Source organism: Thermosporothrix sp. COM3 (assembly GCF_059696735.1).
Window position 1 is genome coordinate 2,004,245 of sequence record NZ_AP019376.1, and the last position, 13,985, is coordinate 2,018,229.

At 52.5% G+C, this 13,985-nt stretch carries 16 protein-coding genes; 12 read left to right on the top strand and 4 right to left on the bottom strand.

The window, feature by feature from the left end; genetic code table 11:
• Positions 1–192: 192 nt before the first annotated feature.
• The 7 genes from KTH_RS08805 (at position 193) to KTH_RS08835 (ending at position 3,969) form a co-directional block, all read left to right on the top strand.
• The gene (locus KTH_RS08805) at positions 193–1,236 is read left to right on the top strand and encodes a sugar-binding transcriptional regulator (protein WP_497617922.1); all 1,044 of its coding nucleotides are present in this window, start codon (positions 193–195) and stop codon (positions 1,234–1,236) included.
• A 256-nt stretch (positions 1,237–1,492) separates the two neighbouring features.
• Positions 1,493–1,954, top strand: coding sequence for a hypothetical protein (locus KTH_RS08810; RefSeq protein WP_497617924.1), 462 nt, complete (start codon positions 1,493–1,495; stop codon positions 1,952–1,954).
• Complete coding sequence (locus KTH_RS08815) at positions 1,923–2,168, top strand: hypothetical protein (protein ID WP_497617926.1); 246 nt, start codon at positions 1,923–1,925, stop codon at positions 2,166–2,168. Before KTH_RS08810 ends, KTH_RS08815 begins: the two co-directional genes overlap by 32 nt.
• Before the next feature lie 116 nt (positions 2,169–2,284).
• Entirely contained in the window at positions 2,285–2,572 is a 288-nt protein-coding gene (locus KTH_RS08820) for a hypothetical protein (protein ID WP_137686431.1), read from the top strand.
• A complete protein-coding gene (locus tag KTH_RS08825; protein WP_497617929.1) occupies positions 2,569–3,069 on the top strand; it encodes a hypothetical protein in 501 nt (166 codons plus the stop codon). The genes KTH_RS08820 and KTH_RS08825 overlap by 4 nt, the downstream gene beginning before the upstream one ends.
• Positions 3,069–3,449 (top strand): hypothetical protein, encoded by a 381-nt coding sequence (locus tag KTH_RS08830; protein ID WP_497617931.1) that lies wholly within the window; start codon positions 3,069–3,071, stop codon positions 3,447–3,449. The genes KTH_RS08825 and KTH_RS08830 overlap by 1 nt, the downstream gene beginning before the upstream one ends.
• Complete coding sequence (locus KTH_RS08835) at positions 3,442–3,969, top strand: helix-turn-helix domain-containing protein (protein WP_111324359.1); 528 nt, start codon at positions 3,442–3,444, stop codon at positions 3,967–3,969. The genes KTH_RS08830 and KTH_RS08835 overlap by 8 nt, the downstream gene beginning before the upstream one ends.
• A 470-nt stretch (positions 3,970–4,439) precedes the next feature.
• Here KTH_RS08835 and KTH_RS08840 read toward each other — a convergent pair whose 3' ends face one another.
• Complete coding sequence (locus KTH_RS08840) at positions 4,440–5,252, bottom strand: alpha/beta fold hydrolase (RefSeq protein ID WP_497617933.1); 813 nt, start codon at positions 5,250–5,252, stop codon at positions 4,440–4,442.
• Positions 5,253–5,440: 188 nt separating this feature from the next.
• Positions 5,441–6,106, bottom strand: coding sequence for a TetR/AcrR family transcriptional regulator (locus KTH_RS08845; RefSeq protein ID WP_497617935.1), 666 nt, complete (start codon positions 6,104–6,106; stop codon positions 5,441–5,443).
• Between the two features lie 479 nt (positions 6,107–6,585).
• Here KTH_RS08845 and KTH_RS08850 point away from each other — a divergent pair, with 479 nt between their 5' ends.
• The 4 genes from KTH_RS08850 to KTH_RS08865 all read left to right on the top strand — a co-directional run bounded on the left by KTH_RS08850 (position 6,586) and on the right by KTH_RS08865 (position 9,672).
• Entirely contained in the window at positions 6,586–7,425 is an 840-nt protein-coding gene (locus tag KTH_RS08850; RefSeq protein WP_497617938.1) for a class I SAM-dependent methyltransferase, read from the top strand.
• A 288-nt stretch (positions 7,426–7,713) separates the two neighbouring features.
• A complete protein-coding gene (locus KTH_RS08855) occupies positions 7,714–7,935 on the top strand; it encodes an Arc family DNA-binding protein (RefSeq protein ID WP_497617940.1) in 222 nt (73 codons plus the stop codon).
• On the top strand, positions 7,862–9,025 hold the full coding sequence (locus KTH_RS08860; protein ID WP_497617942.1) for an RNA-guided endonuclease InsQ/TnpB family protein: 1,164 nt from the start codon (positions 7,862–7,864) through the stop codon (positions 9,023–9,025). Before KTH_RS08855 ends, KTH_RS08860 begins: the two co-directional genes overlap by 74 nt.
• A 140-nt stretch (positions 9,026–9,165) precedes the next feature.
• On the top strand, positions 9,166–9,672 hold the full coding sequence (locus KTH_RS08865; protein WP_497617944.1) for a DinB family protein: 507 nt from the start codon (positions 9,166–9,168) through the stop codon (positions 9,670–9,672).
• A 203-nt stretch (positions 9,673–9,875) separates the two neighbouring features.
• Here the strand turns inward: KTH_RS08865 and KTH_RS08870 are convergent, their stop codons facing one another.
• Positions 9,876–11,654, bottom strand: a complete 1,779-nt coding sequence (locus KTH_RS08870; RefSeq protein ID WP_497617946.1) for a cation:proton antiporter — start codon at positions 11,652–11,654, stop codon at positions 9,876–9,878.
• Positions 11,655–12,079: 425 nt separating this feature from the next.
• Here KTH_RS08870 and KTH_RS08875 point away from each other — a divergent pair, with 425 nt between their 5' ends.
• The gene (locus KTH_RS08875) at positions 12,080–12,988 is read left to right on the top strand and encodes an acyltransferase family protein (RefSeq protein ID WP_497617947.1); all 909 of its coding nucleotides are present in this window, start codon (positions 12,080–12,082) and stop codon (positions 12,986–12,988) included.
• Positions 12,989–13,219: 231 nt separating this feature from the next.
• On the opposite strand, the gene KTH_RS08880 is transcribed toward KTH_RS08875, so the two are convergent.
• Positions 13,220–13,819, bottom strand: coding sequence for a hypothetical protein (locus KTH_RS08880; protein WP_497617949.1), 600 nt, complete (start codon positions 13,817–13,819; stop codon positions 13,220–13,222).
• Positions 13,820–13,985 lie beyond the last annotated feature (166 nt).

Genomic DNA, 13,985 nt, shown 5'->3' on the forward strand with positions numbered 1-13,985 from the left:
CCAGGGAAAGTGCTTCCCCTTCTACAAGTATAACATTACGATTTCTTCTCTGCAATACATTTGTTAAAATAATTAACTTTTGTTCGTATTTGGTGTTGCCAGGTGATATGTAGTATAATGTAAAATAATAGGTTTTTGCTTTTCGTTGTTATTGTTATACCATCCGTTTTGAAAAGCAAGAAAGGAAAACAGATGTTAGGAACGCCACAAAATATGAATACGGAAGGGCGTTTGCTCACGGATGAACGTTTTCTTCGTAAAATTGCCAGTCTGTACTATGAAGAAGGATATACGCAAGAGGAAATCGCGCTTCAGGAGTGTTGTTCCAGACAAACGATTGGAAAGGCCTTACAGAAGGCAAAAGAGAGAGGTATAGTCCGTATATCCGTTATCCCTGATGAGAGGACGGGCTATCTGCGTAATCTGGCACGAGAAGTACGATTACGACTAGGGCTGGATGATATTGTCCTTGTGCCAGGGCTAAATGTGAATGATCGCTATTATCGTATGATTGATGACCATATTGTCTCAGATATTGCAGCAACAGCAGCCGATTATCTCGATCAAATGATTATGGGAAATGATATTGTTGCTGTTTCAGGTGGAAAAAGAGTAATGCGCCAAATAGTGTGCTACTTGAAACCCTCAAAAGTCCTACCTTCTCTCCAGGTAGTACCTACCATTGGTTTTGTGCAATCGCATACAAGTTTTGGTGACTCTAACCTGATTGCCTACGATATTGCTACTGCGTATGGAGCAAAGCCCATTTGGCTCCCGATTCCCGCCATTGTCGAGTCTGAGGAGCAGTGCAGGCAGGCACGCAGCTTGCCAATTGTGCGAGATGTCCTGAAAATAATGGAAAAAGCAACAATTATTCTGTTGAGCGTTTGGCTCCCGCACGAAAACGAAGAATTAGTCGAGAAAGGGATTCTCTCGCGACAGCAACTTGATCGCTTTCTTGAATTGCAACCAGTAACTGATGTGAATCACTGGTTCTTCGATAAGGAGGGACGTTGTTTGAATGAGGATCCACAACTCTCGCCTCCTCCATTTTATTTAACCGGCTTAGAGATCCCGACCTTGCGTGATCGGTTAAAGAGTGGGAATGTACATGTAATCCTCATAGCTGGCGGCAGCATTCAGTTCGTGCCTGCAATTCAAGCTGTATTGAGAGCCGGCATTGTGAATATTCTGGTGACGGATCATATTACTGCCTCTCGCTTGGTTGAGGGATAAAGGAAAGCGAGAAAAACACACCAGGTTACCAGGAGTAGGGTTTCTGCTCATCGGTAGTTTGGTGTGTTTTGTTTTGTATAAATTTCTTGTGTTATGCTCTATTCTCTATATACAGTAGCGCAATGTCAAGATGATAGAGAATAGCATACATTTGTCTTCCTATTTCCATAGAGTGGCGAAAGTTATATTTATTTGCTATCTCGTAGCATATGCTACTATTATGGCAAGTTAAGGAAATTGTATTGAAAATAGACAAATGCCATGTTACACTAAAAACAGCAGATATGAAGAAGCATGTTGTTCTTTTGTCTTCATTCTCTTCTGCTACTCTATCTACTCACTTGTTGATAGCAGCCTGTTCCGCTCTATCACGACGCTGTGGCCGGGTGATGGAGAGCATGCGGACCGGAAGGATGCCAGAGATGAGTACAAGGAGGAAGATGTGAGCACAACCATCAGCAGTGAGGTGGCGCGGCTGCGCATGCGGATTGCCCGGGAGTGTGAAGCAATGCACCGGGGCCTCTCGGGCGTCGCAATGGTGGCACGCCATGCCTTTATCAATGAACGGTATGCAGCCCTCGAAGCGTCCTGGCAGCGGCTGGAAGAGCTGATAGGGGCCGAGCAAGCGAGCACACTCGTCTGTCAAACGTACTTCCGGATGATAGAACCGAATGGAGGCAGGGCCGATGCAGCAGAAACGGCAACCGATGATTGTTGAAAAACAGTATGTCGTGGTGCTCTCGTCGACGGAATTGACAACGGCGCTGGTGGCGGCGCAGCGCCAGATGACAGAACTCGCAGCGCGCCACCCGGAGCTGCTGTCGGAGCCAGAACAGCTACAGCTCTATGGGTTATTGCAGTTCACGATGAAGGTAGAACAGGTCATCGAGCAAGAGCGGCACCAGGGGATGCAGCGTGAGGGGGGCGGGTGAGAGAATGAGCGCTCGAGCTCCAAAGCAAGAGACACTCACGACGAATGAACAGGTTTCCCCTTTGTTATCTCATCCGGGCAAACGTCCGAGCAGACATCGAAAGGAGTCTATGACCGATGCGTACCTATACAGCAGATATCACGAACCACGATACGCAACCTTTGAGCAGAAAAGCCGTGCAACGGGCTCAGATAACACACTACATGAAGCGGCATCGGCTCTCGATCCACACCGTGGCTTTTGTTGCCGGGGTCCCGCTCATGGTGGTCTGGCGCGTTCAGCAGGGCGAGCCGATCACGAAAGAGCATGCTCACACGATCAGGTTTGCGTTCCTGTGTTTGACCGGTGTGCCGTATGAAGGCATCTTTGCGGTGTATCCAGAAGAAAGTCAGGGAACACGATGAGAAGACAGAAAAAGCAGCAACAGAACATCACTCCCTTGTTTCCGAAGGCCAACGACTCCCTGCCCACCACCAATCTGGTCTGGCCGGCCTACGATCAGCTTCGCCAGAGCGACGGGGCGCTTCTGGTTCCTCGGCTCTGCCTCTCCTTCAATGATGTGCGTGTCGTTGAGACAATCGCGGGCTCATACATCTCGTACCTTGAGCATACATCCCGCTTGAAGCCGTCAAACCGTGCCAAAATCCAGCGTCTTGGTCAGTTGCGCGCGCGCTTGCACGGCTTGCTTGCCCATGAGCAAAAAGATTCCCTCTCGAGTGCGGCTATCCTGCTGACGCTTGAGGATCTGGAACTGCTGAACGAGGTGCTCGAAGCCTTCGTCACCCTCATTAAACGGCTCACAGTCCGGTCTCAGGAGCGTGATGAGCTGGTGCAGGCGCTTCGGTTCTTGCAGCGCACCATCGAGGATATGATCCAGATCCAGTTGAACGGGGTGGAGTGATGATCCGACGCATTGAGACTGATGAGGCTACGCTTGCAAGTGTCAAAAAGCTCGTAGAGCAACAGCTTCAGGGAGAGAACAAGGCGGCTGAGCGGTCCTCTTATGAGCGCTTTTTGCAGGATCTTGACAGGCCGGTGCCCCCCACGCTCATGGAGGTGGCGGCACTCTTGCGGGAAGTGCAGAAGATACAGGAGGCCTTTCCTCACCTGACCCGGGAAGGCCAGAGTGCGGCTGAAGCACGTCTTGCGGAGATCGAAAAGTGCTTGAGCCAGTGGGGGCTGGTGCTTGGTCAGCACCTGTTTCTTGCCGAGCGGTGTGTGAGTGCTGGCAAAGATGGATATGTGATGCTTGTCTCGAAGAAAGGGGAAAGAGATGCGTGAGACGAATATCATCCCGGTGACCGTGAAGGAGATGGAAGACGGGCGCCTGCTGCTTTATCCCGTGCAGATCAAGGCGCATGCCTACCTTGAGGTGAAGCAAACGTGCCAGCGGCTTGGGATCCAACTTGAGCATGCTCCTGTGTCCGACAACAACTGTTATCACCTGCTCTTGCCGGCATGTGCATATGCGCTCACGCTCTCGTCGGAGGAAGATGCGCGCCATGCCGTGAAATACGCCATTGCCGACGAGCGTGCGCTGCTCATCTTTTATCCTGTTGGTGAGAGACTGCCAACGTGCGCCTTCGTGCCTTCTGTCCCTCGCTGGAGGCTCTTCATCAAAGAGCTCGCCCGGATCCGAGGCATGAGTGCAGCCACGCTTGCGGAGCAAAGTGGGCTCCCGCTGGCGCGCATTGAGCAATTCATAGCTTTCCCCGATACTGATGCGTGGCTCAGTGAGCTTGAAAAGCTTGCGGGGGTCTTCCGGGTCTCTATGCGCGAGTTGTTTGCCGACACGAGATGAGGCTGCTCCTCAGGAGGTGAGCGCGGAAAGGGAAGGAGCCAGCAGGCCCGGATCGATAGATATCAGGTGAGAGGAAATACGGAGAAACTCCTGTCGAGAAGACGGCGCATCTTTTCGACAGGGGTTTTCTTTGATGCAGAGAGCGCGCCTGAACCACCTGAAGCTGAAAGTGTGTGGTCTGGCTCGAAGAGAGGCGGCCGGGCATGCGCTGACGCTCTCGAACCCGGCTTTCGGAAGTCACGATAGAGGAAGTGGTGCACTATCCAGACTTCCAGGCATAGAGGATAGATCTTCGAGCGCTTGAGAGCGGAAGCCGCCTGAAGACGGGAGAGGCCTGGACCGCTGAGATGAACGTTTCCCGGTTGGCGAGATCGTTCATCGTCTGTTGGTTATCTGGAGGCAGGAACGGGCCTGAAGAGCAGATGTTCTGCTTTTCAAGCCCCCGGACAGCGCCGACTGGCGTGCACTCTTTAGTGCGCAATGTTTGGCTGACTGTCTGCCTGTATCTGTCGGGCAAAGTCGTCGATAAAGCGTGCGAGCTTTGTTGGCTCTTTGAAGGGGAGCTGATGGCTGTTGTCCAACCACCTGAGAGATATTTCCGGGTGGAGGTGGGCAAGCTGTTCGCCACCTGTCTTCCACAATTGATTGTTGCGCTCGGCTCTTTCCCCGTTTTCTCCGGAGGTCTTCGTTGCCAGTACCATTTCAACCGGGCAATCAAGCTGATCATAAGCTGTAAGCACGTGTTCGCGGCGCGCGTTGATCTCAACGGTCAGATTTGTCAGATCGTCAATCGAGAGTCGATACCCCATCCCGATCAGGTACAGGAGAAGCGGCCCGAAGCGCACCGCAGGCGTATCGAGTCGTTGTCGTATCTCATCGGGATCGCTGACGAGATTGACCGGCACTGCGCCATCAATAAGAAACAGCCCGGCTATTCTTCCCGGATGCGCGGCAGCATACCAGACAGCCAGATCAGCCCCCATCGACCAGCCAACCACGATAGGCCGATGACCGGCGACCTGATCCATAATGGCTTCTGCATCTTTCTGAAAGCTCTCAAGGGAGAGGCCGTGTGCAGTAGACGATTTCCCATGATTGCGAAAGTCGAAGGTGACAATGCGATACTGGCCGTCAAGCGCCCGGATGATTCGCTCCCAACACACCTGGGTTGCGCCAAGCCCGTTGAAGAACAGGAGTGTTTGCCCCTGGCCTGTCTCGCTGACGGCGAGTTTCACCTGTCCATTGGTGACCTTGTAGCGCCGTGTCTTTGTTGATGACATCATTTTGTCCTTTCTTGATGATGTTGCTCCCGTTTTTAGCGCCGCGGGATATCCCTTCTTGCAGAAAGCAGAGGGACAATCGGCCTCATCTGGCAGAAGCGAATAACTACAGGACAACACTACATCAGTATGTGTCAGTTGAAGCCTGCACTCCCCTGGAAGAATGCAGGACAACGTATTTCGTTTTGTCTTCAGCGTGCATCGATGTCGCTTCTCTCGTGCCCGAAGATGCTCTGAAACAAAGCCTGGAGCCCAAAGTCAAACTCCTGATCGGAGTTCCACTGTGCTATATCCGGTAATGTCGCGTGCAGGGTGGGATAGCGCGTTGCCGGGTATTGCTGCCACACTGTGGGGCCGTTGACGCCCGGTTCAGAACCGGCTTCAGGCAGTTTTCCGGCTTCGAGTAACATCTGGCCAATGGCAAAAATGGCGATGCACTGTAAAGCGTAGACAGCCTGCACTCCGTGGATGTTTGCCCGATGAATGGTGGCCAGAAGACGATCTAGAATGTCAAGCGTTGCAGGGGTACGGAAAGGCCTTGTTGCCATGATAGGAAGCGCTCGCGGATGAGCGCGCAACACATCGCGGAGGGCATGAATATACGTCCACAACTCCTCGCGTGGAGTTGCGTCGGGCATCTCCGGGTAGGGGACCTGCAATACCAGCACCTCAATGACTCCGTCGAGCAAATCTTCCTTGTTCTTCACATGGTTGTAGAGCGACATTGCATTGACGCCGAGTATGTTTCCTAACTTGCGCATGCTGAGGCCTTCCAGGCCTTCCCGATCAATCAACTGCAAAGCCGTCTCTAACACTTTTTGGCGGGTGAGCGTTTCCCGTCTCTCAGTTCCGGTCATCTCTTTGCCCTCTCCGTACTTACGGTGTATATATATGGTGTAAGTATACAATGGGCAATGCTAGATGTCAAGGAGAACATGCTTTTTTTGTTCAACGCTGTTGTTATGAGGATCTCTTGTGGCGCGTTCCTCCCGCCCCTGTTCTGTGAGGGAGATGTATCGAACCGGAAGGGGCAACTGAGCGTATATATCGTGAAAGCGATCCTACTGGTATGAAAGGAAAGCATCTCCATTTTGGCTTGTAACGCCTGCCCGTCCATCTCAGTAGTGAATGTTGTAGACTGGATCTATGCTTTCTGCGAGTGTTTTGGTTCCCGCCTTTTCTGGCCGAACCGGGCAGCACATCCGAGTCTGGCTGCCCATTTGTGATCATCGTGTGCATCGTTTCTGCTTGAAACTTTCTGGCTTGAGAAGAAGAGCAACCCTGTCCGGTCGGGAGCGGCAAGGGCAGGGAAGAACAAGAGAAGAAAGGAAAAAATATGGTAAACGAGGAAAAAGGGCACAAACCACAGGGTAACGTATGGAGCTCGTCCCAGACAGCAGAGCACTGGCAGCAGGATATCCAGCGACGTCGGCAAGACTTCGCGGGGGCAACACAGCGCATGCTGGAAGCCGCAGGACTCAAGCCAGGGGATCACGTCCTTGATATCGCGGCGGGCACTGGCGATCAGAGTATACTGGCGGCGCGAATAGTGGAACCGGGTGGCTCTGTTCTGGCAACTGATATTTCAGCGGAAATGCTCGATGTTGCCGCCCGAGTGGTACAGCAGGAAGGGCTGAACAATATCACCACGCGTGTTATGAATGCCGAACAGCTTGTTCTGGAAGATAATGCCTTCGATGCTGTGATCTGTCGTCTTGGCCTGATGCTCATACCTCGCATTCAGCAAGCGCTGCGAGAGATACATAGAGTTCTCAAGCCGGGTGGAAAGGTCTCGGCGCTGGTCTGGTCGGCACCTGAGAAGAATCCTCTCTTTTCTTTGCCGCTTTCCATTGTATCGAAATATACGAAAGAAGCGCGCTCTCCTCGCCTTGACCCCTTTTCGCTCTCAGATCCGGCGGTCTTTGAACGAGAACTGACGGAAGCTGGCTTTTCCGACGTGTTGACCTGTGCTCTTCCATTTCAGACCCATTACACGTCGCTCGACGCTTTCCTGCAATCGACCGCAAGCCGCTTGACTGCCGGTGTTATGGCGCAGTTGAACGAACAGGAGCAGCAACAACTCTTACAGGAGATAAGACAGGCGGTGAGCCAGTTTGAGGGCGCTGATGGCTTTGTTGCTCCAGCAGAGTTCTTGCTTGGGGTGGGGCGCAAATAGCTGAGGCTGAGCCGCTTCGAGGGCCTGCCGCCTGACGCGGGAAGCGTTGTGAAGTGTGCCACTTGTGTAGAGCTGTTCTCCCTTTTTTGGAGGCGAAGGTGTATCGTCGGTCCTCACGAGGAATTGACCGGTATGGAGAACAAAGGGAAATGCTCTCCATACCGCTTTCTCGGTAGTACAGTCGCTCTGTCTCCGCTGCGACACCTTCCTGACGTTGTACGCGCCTTTTGGGGCGAGAGAGGGAGGAGAGGGCTTGCAAAAACGGGAATGCAATGGTATACTCCCATCATGGATGAAGATACAAAGAAGACAACGGTGTACTTGCCTGCGCAGGTGCATAAGGCTCTCCAGGAACTCGCCAAGCGTGACAAGCGTTCCTTCAACTCTGAACTCGTGGTGGCTCTAGAGCAATTCATTCGCAAGGAGAAGGGGAAGGATGCCAGTCAGAACGTATACGTATCGCTTGTACCCGACCAAACACCAGGCAGAGAAACTCACCTGGACGCTTGACCTTCTGCGAGAGCTGTATAATGCAGCGGTGCAAGAGCGGCGAGACTGTTACAGGTATACTGGCAAGGGAACAAGCTATACGCAGCAAGCCGCCCAACTCTCCGACATCAAGGAACTGCGACCGGAATACCAGAAGATTCACTCGCAAGTCTTGCAGGATACGCTCAGGCGGGTAGAGAAAGCCTTCCAGGCGTTCTTTCGGCGCGTGAAGAATGGCGAGACGCCCGGCTATCCCAGATTTCAGGGCAAGAATCGCTTTGACTCTTTCACCTACCCGCAATCCGGTTTTTCCCTCACCCATGACAACCGCTTGTGCCTCTCCAAAATCGGCAGTATCAAGGTGAAGCTGCACCGCCCCCTTCTCGGCAAGGTGAAAACCTGCACCATCAAGCGAGAAGGCGAGCATTGGTACGTCTGTCTGGCGTGTGAGGCTCCCACCATGCCGCGAACCCCGTACACCGATGGAGAAGTAGGGGTTGATCTGGGTGTCTCAAAACTCGCGACCCTTTCGACAGGCGATGTGATTGAGCATCCCCGCTTCTACCGAAGAGCACAGAAAAAGCTGGCGAAAGCGCAAGCCGCTCTTGCCAGGAAACAACGAGGATCACAGCGACGCAAGAAAGCCGTGAAGCGAGTGGCGCGTTTGCATCGCAAGGTGCGCCATCAGCGCACCGATTACCTGCACAAGTGGAGTCGCTGGCTGGTCAATACGTATCAGACCATTGTCTTTGAAGAGCTGGCTCCTGCCACCCTCTCCAAACGGCCAAAGGTGAAGCAGGACGCGGAGACAGGGCAATATCTCCCTAATGGGGCTAGCGCAAAGGCAGGCCTGAACAAGTCTATACTCGATGCTGGATGGCGTCAATTCGTCACCTTCTGTCAGTACAAAGCGGAAGAGGCTGGTACGGTACATATCGTGATGGTTGACCCCAAATACACCAGTCAGATCTGTAGCAGGTGCGGTACAGTCAAGAAGAAGGAACTGAGCGAACGCTGGCATACCTGCGAGTGTGGCTGTTCCCTTGACCGCGATCACAATGCTGCTCTCAACATCCTTCGGCTCGGACGGAGCCTTCAAGCGAACGCTTGAGAAGCCCCCGCCTTCAGGCGTGGGGAGTCGTCACCAGGAGAAATTGGCCCGGCTTGCTTTAGCGGAACCCACTGAATGAGGACAGAATATATCCGCATTCTGTGGTAAGCTGTGAGAAACGCAACAAGGAGCATACTGCTATGGCTGAAGACAACTTTGCCCTCACGACGTACCACACGATCTGGAAAGAGTATCAGGAGCACGTCAAAGAGGCGCTCTCGTCGCTGAACGCTGAACAGCTTGCGTTGCGTGCCGCGCCTCACCTGCGCTCCGTTGGCGAGAATGCCATGCATATTATCGGTGTCCGTATCGGCTGGTTCACTCAAACCCTGGGAGAAGAGTTCAGCGAGGAGATGGGCGCGTACCTGAAACGAAACGGAGATGCGTTACAACAGGGAGAACCTGTCCTGACCGCTGCCGAGCTGGCTCACGGTTTTGATCTGACCTGGCAATTGATTGCAAATTGTCTGGCCCGTTGGAGTCCCCTCGACATGCAACAAACCTTCCCTGATGAGTGGGATGGCAAACAGGTCTACCTGTCGCGTGCCTGGGTTGTCGGGCATGTGATGGAGCATGATATCCATCATGGTGGTGAAATCTCGTTTACGCTCGGTATGCATGGGATTCCTGTTGATTTTCCTGGCTAGCTTCAGAGGATGGGAAGGCGGCTCAGTTCCGATAAAGAGAGCGTTTCCGGGAGGCGGATAGACGAGCGGGCCCTGCTTCTCGCGAATTGATTGCCTGCCACCTCATCCCCGCCCCTCTTCACGCAATGCTGTCAGGATGTGAAAATCACCACGTATCTTGTTTTTTATGCTTTTGTGCACAAAAGAGAAGCGTATGGCTGATGTTATGACCCTGCCACGCGCTTCTCAAGATGGTGCCTCTCCAGACTTTCGAGTGCTGGTTCAACGGGCCGTTTCGCCACATAATCATCAAATACTTTTCTGACAGTCTCGATACAGGTTTGTACGCTCTGCTCTGTATACCCCAGGTACAGCAAGGTATCATTGATGAGCTGAATACTGCCCTCTATCTCCGGGTAAATGACCACATTTGCCTCAAGCTCAAAAAGCTGTTTTGCGTTCTCCTCATTCGCGGCGCGTGTCAATACCGGCACCTCCGGGGCGATCTGGCGAATGGTTGCCACAACGCTGAGAATCGTTATGCCATAGGGGATGGTGACCACTGCCGCTTTGGCCTGTTTCAAACGTGCGACGTCCAGAATATCCGAATTCGCCGCGTCCCCGAATAGAGAGGGGATGCCTCGCTGTTGCAATTCTGTGATTGCGCCTGCATCCAGCTCAATGACCAGGAGAGGCACTTGCAGACGTGAGAATACATCGACCACTCGCTTGCCCACGCGTCCATAGCCGATCAGCACCACATGATCGTGCAGGCTCTCGCTGATCGGCTGCTGGATCGGAGCATACGTATCCAGGCGCGACCAGAGCGGGCCAATCTTGCGCAATACTTGTTCGATTCGCGGCAATTGATGAAAGATCAGCGGATTGAGCGTAATCGAGATCAGCGCCCCGGTGAGCAGGAGCGAATATTGATCCTGGTGTATCAATTGTAGCCTCATCCCTGTTTGCCCGAGCAGGAACGAGAACTCACCGATCTGGCTTAATGCCACCGCCACAACCAGCACCGTGCGCGCCGAACGCTTGAAGAAAAGGCCCAGAAACAGCACTATCAACCCTTTCCCCAGGATAATCATGGCGGTCAGGGCCAGCACCTCCCAGGGCCGTTGTAGCAGCAGATGTGGATCGACCAGCATCCCGATGGAGACAAAGAAGAGGACTGCAAACATTTCGCGCAACGGCTCTATTTCAACCTCTACCTGATGCGAGAGGGCCGATTCATGGACGACGACACCGGCAAGGAATGCGCCAAGTGCCAGAGAGACACCGAAAAACGAGGCTGCGCCTACCGCAATCGCCAGTGTCAGGACGATGATCGTCACAATGAACAGCTCCCGCGAGCGAAAGTGCGCAATCCGTATCAGTAACCAGGGAATCACTCTCTTTCCGACCAGCAGAATCAAGATGACAAATGCCGCAGTCTTGAGGATTGCAAGCCCTGCCGCCTGCCAGACCGGTTGGCCTGTCTTCGCAAAGAATGCAGGAAGCAGCACCAGGATCAGGACCGTTGCCAGATCCTCAAGGACCAGCCAGCCCACCGCTACCTGTCCATGCGTCGTGTTCAACCAGCCATGATCCATCAGGTTTCGCAAGAGCACAACAGTACTGGCGATAGAGACGGCAAGGCCAATTACCAGGCCTGCCGGCCAGCTCCAACCCCAGAGCGTGGTTAGCCCCAGGACCATTAAGGTTGATAATATCATCTGGAACAGGGCGCCCCAGATCGCGATGTCGCGCACCGCCCATAAGTCTTCAAGAGAGAAATGCAGGCCCACCCCGAACAGGAGGAAAATAACGCCAAGTTCTGCCAGTTCCTGAATTGTGTGGATGTCACCAACAAAGCCCGGCGTGAACGGGCCGATAATGACCCCTGCCAGCAAATAGCCAACGATTGGCGGGAGTTTGATAAGACGCGCGATGCATCCTCCTATAAGGGCAATAAGAAGAGCTACGGTGATGTTGGTAAGGATAGGAAATTCATGCATAGATGAGAACTCCCTTCGATCGTTGGAAATGCACTTTCTTCATGTACACAGGCTACCCATATAGATATTGGTGTAATGGCGGCATGTTGACCATCTGGCCAGTCTTAGAGTGTGAAGCATATTGAAAGAATGTATTTTCTGAAATGGCGGTAATGAACTGTCTGATGTTATTATCAGAGAATAACAATTATTAAGAGCACTGGACCATGTTCTCTCTCTCCCTCGATCACAGGAGCGGCGGGGAGGGAAGAAACTCGCTGCTTTTTCGGGCCTCCAGATTCTCAGTCTGCTTCCATTATATGGGGGTGGACAAAAAAGGAGTGCCAGGAATAATGGGATGTGTCTCGTCGGGAAGAAGAGTGAGAAGAAGACGACGCGGAACGTGACAGGGGTACTGTATCGCTGAGCGTGCCGGTGCTCTCGCTGTGGTTATCGGATGGACTCCTCTTCGTTACGAAGGGATGGTCAATTCCGGGACTATTGTGCAAGCGACCTTCCAGCACATCAATGTTCCTTTCTGGACATTGGCCATTGAAGGACAGTTCTATCTCCTGCTCCCCTTCATCGCGAGAGGCATGCATGTGCTCATCAGCTTGACATGTTGTATAGTTCGCAGGCGCTTCATTGGAGCGATCATTGCTTGCATCGGGATTATTGTTGTGGGACTGCTGATTCGGTTTGCGGGAAAACAGTTTATGCAGGAAGAGGTAACCACTTCAATAGGATTACAGGTGATTCGAGCTCTATTCTTTGGCGTGGAGGGCAAGTTCTGGGAAGATTTTGCTCTGGGCATGCTGGTCAGCCTCTGCTTTGCTTATGCACAACATCCGGAGGAGGGAGAGCGCTTCTATCGCGGTTTGAGACGAGCGTCCCCTTTTTTGAGTGTAGTGGCGGTTGTGTTGCTGACATTCTGCGCTCTCTGGAACTTTCGGGTGAGTTATCCTGTCGCGACGCTACAGTATATGGTGCCACTTGTGCCTTTTGCTCCCTGGCTGCTGAGTTTTATCGTGTCACTTGGCTGGAGCCTTCTGCTTCTGGTACTGCTCTTCGGGAATGCCCCGTTACGGATGGCGTTTGAGTGGAGGCCCTTACGGGCATTGGGGACGATTTCATATGGAGTTTACCTGTGGCATTTTCCCCTGCTCACGATCTTTAAAAAGTATGTTTTCCCTCATTTTGGCGTGACCAATACCATGCTTTCCTATCTCCTGTACTGGGGCTTTTTTGCTCTGTTGATTGTTCCCTGGAGTACTCTCGTATACCTTTTGATAGAAAGACCTTTCATCCGTATGAAACAACGAAGGCGGCGGGAAGATATTGGGACACAGGGATGACATACTTACGATCGGTAGACCAGGCGTACTGTTTAGGGAGGGATCTGGTGAGCCGAGAGAGCATCGTGTACCGGTTATGATATAGCAGTATACTCTTCCAAAGGAGTAGAGGAGCAAATAGGTCCTTCAGCCGGCTCAGGGATCGTTTGCCATAAGGGCCGCAGGGAGGAGGTTTGGCTGTCGCTTCCCTCCTCACTCTGTTGGCTAAAGATCCTGAAATGCCTGGTGCTCTCATTCCTTATGGGAGCGGAAAAGCGCTGATTGACCGAGAAGGAATTTCCATCCCAGAAAGAGCAGTGGAAGAAACAGCAGGGCATCTGCTAGATGCGCGATGAGTTCAATGCGTGGTATTCTGCTGATAGGAAAGGTCAATGCACCCAGAAAGAGCAGCGCGCCGATCCACCAGGGAATCACTCGTTTCCAGGTGAGAAAGAAGCTAAGGGCTAACAGGCTGAGCACAAAGAAGGGTCCGGACCAGAAAAGCGTGAAATTGTAGCTCAGGGCATGGGCCGAGAAGGCTTGCAGCTCGACTTGACGCGTAAAATGGAAAGTCGCGGCATAGACATCGCGAAACCCGAAAAGTGCGCCTCCTATACATCCATAGAACGCGGGAATTTGTCCCCAGGCCGCGTACAGAGGCATCTTCTCACGTAAGAGATCAAACAGAGCAACAAACGTCAGAAGCCAGAAGATCGTAGCGAGAACGATCAGGGTTCCTCCAATAACGCTCTGGTTGCTTCCTTCCCAGAAGAAGGTAGAGGCCGCTTGCAATAAGGGGGCAACAATCATCGCGAGACCATAACATAGACGGACTGAAGGTTGTCTTTGCATAAGCATTCTAGAAACTCCCTGTTTTTATTGAACGATTATATGAAGCATAATCAGAGAACATAGCTATCGAAAGCATCTACCCTTCTTCCGTGTAGAAGCTGTCTTGCTCTCTTCTTCTCAATATTACAGGGAGATTGATGCGGCTGCTATCGCCCTCCAGGGTGAT

Bases quoted from the DNA above. Each gene is read 5' to 3' on its own strand.
- KTH_RS08805 (WP_497617922.1), top strand. From the start codon at position 193: ATGTTAGGAACGCCACAAAATATGAATACGGAAGGGCGTTTGCTCACG.
- KTH_RS08810 (WP_497617924.1), top strand. From the start codon at position 1,493: ATGCCATGTTACACTAAAAACAGCAGATATGAAGAAGCATGTTGTTCT.
- KTH_RS08815 (WP_497617926.1), top strand. From the start codon at position 1,923: ATGCAGCAGAAACGGCAACCGATGATTGTTGAAAAACAGTATGTCGTG.
- KTH_RS08840 (WP_497617933.1), bottom strand. From the start codon at position 5,252: ATGATGTCATCAACAAAGACACGGCGCTACAAGGTCACCAATGGACAG.
- KTH_RS08835 (WP_111324359.1), top strand. From the start codon at position 3,442: ATGCGTGAGACGAATATCATCCCGGTGACCGTGAAGGAGATGGAAGAC.
- KTH_RS08825 (WP_497617929.1), top strand. From the start codon at position 2,569: ATGAGAAGACAGAAAAAGCAGCAACAGAACATCACTCCCTTGTTTCCG.
- KTH_RS08860 (WP_497617942.1), top strand. From the start codon at position 7,862: ATGCCAGTCAGAACGTATACGTATCGCTTGTACCCGACCAAACACCAG.
- KTH_RS08865 (WP_497617944.1), top strand. From the start codon at position 9,166: ATGGCTGAAGACAACTTTGCCCTCACGACGTACCACACGATCTGGAAA.
- KTH_RS08880 (WP_497617949.1), bottom strand. From the start codon at position 13,819: ATGCAAAGACAACCTTCAGTCCGTCTATGTTATGGTCTCGCGATGATT.
- KTH_RS08845 (WP_497617935.1), bottom strand. From the start codon at position 6,106: ATGACCGGAACTGAGAGACGGGAAACGCTCACCCGCCAAAAAGTGTTA.
- KTH_RS08855 (WP_497617940.1), top strand. From the start codon at position 7,714: ATGGATGAAGATACAAAGAAGACAACGGTGTACTTGCCTGCGCAGGTG.
- KTH_RS08850 (WP_497617938.1), top strand. From the start codon at position 6,586: ATGGTAAACGAGGAAAAAGGGCACAAACCACAGGGTAACGTATGGAGC.
- KTH_RS08820 (WP_137686431.1), top strand. From the start codon at position 2,285: ATGCGTACCTATACAGCAGATATCACGAACCACGATACGCAACCTTTG.
- KTH_RS08870 (WP_497617946.1), bottom strand. From the start codon at position 11,654: ATGCATGAATTTCCTATCCTTACCAACATCACCGTAGCTCTTCTTATT.
- KTH_RS08830 (WP_497617931.1), top strand. From the start codon at position 3,069: ATGATCCGACGCATTGAGACTGATGAGGCTACGCTTGCAAGTGTCAAA.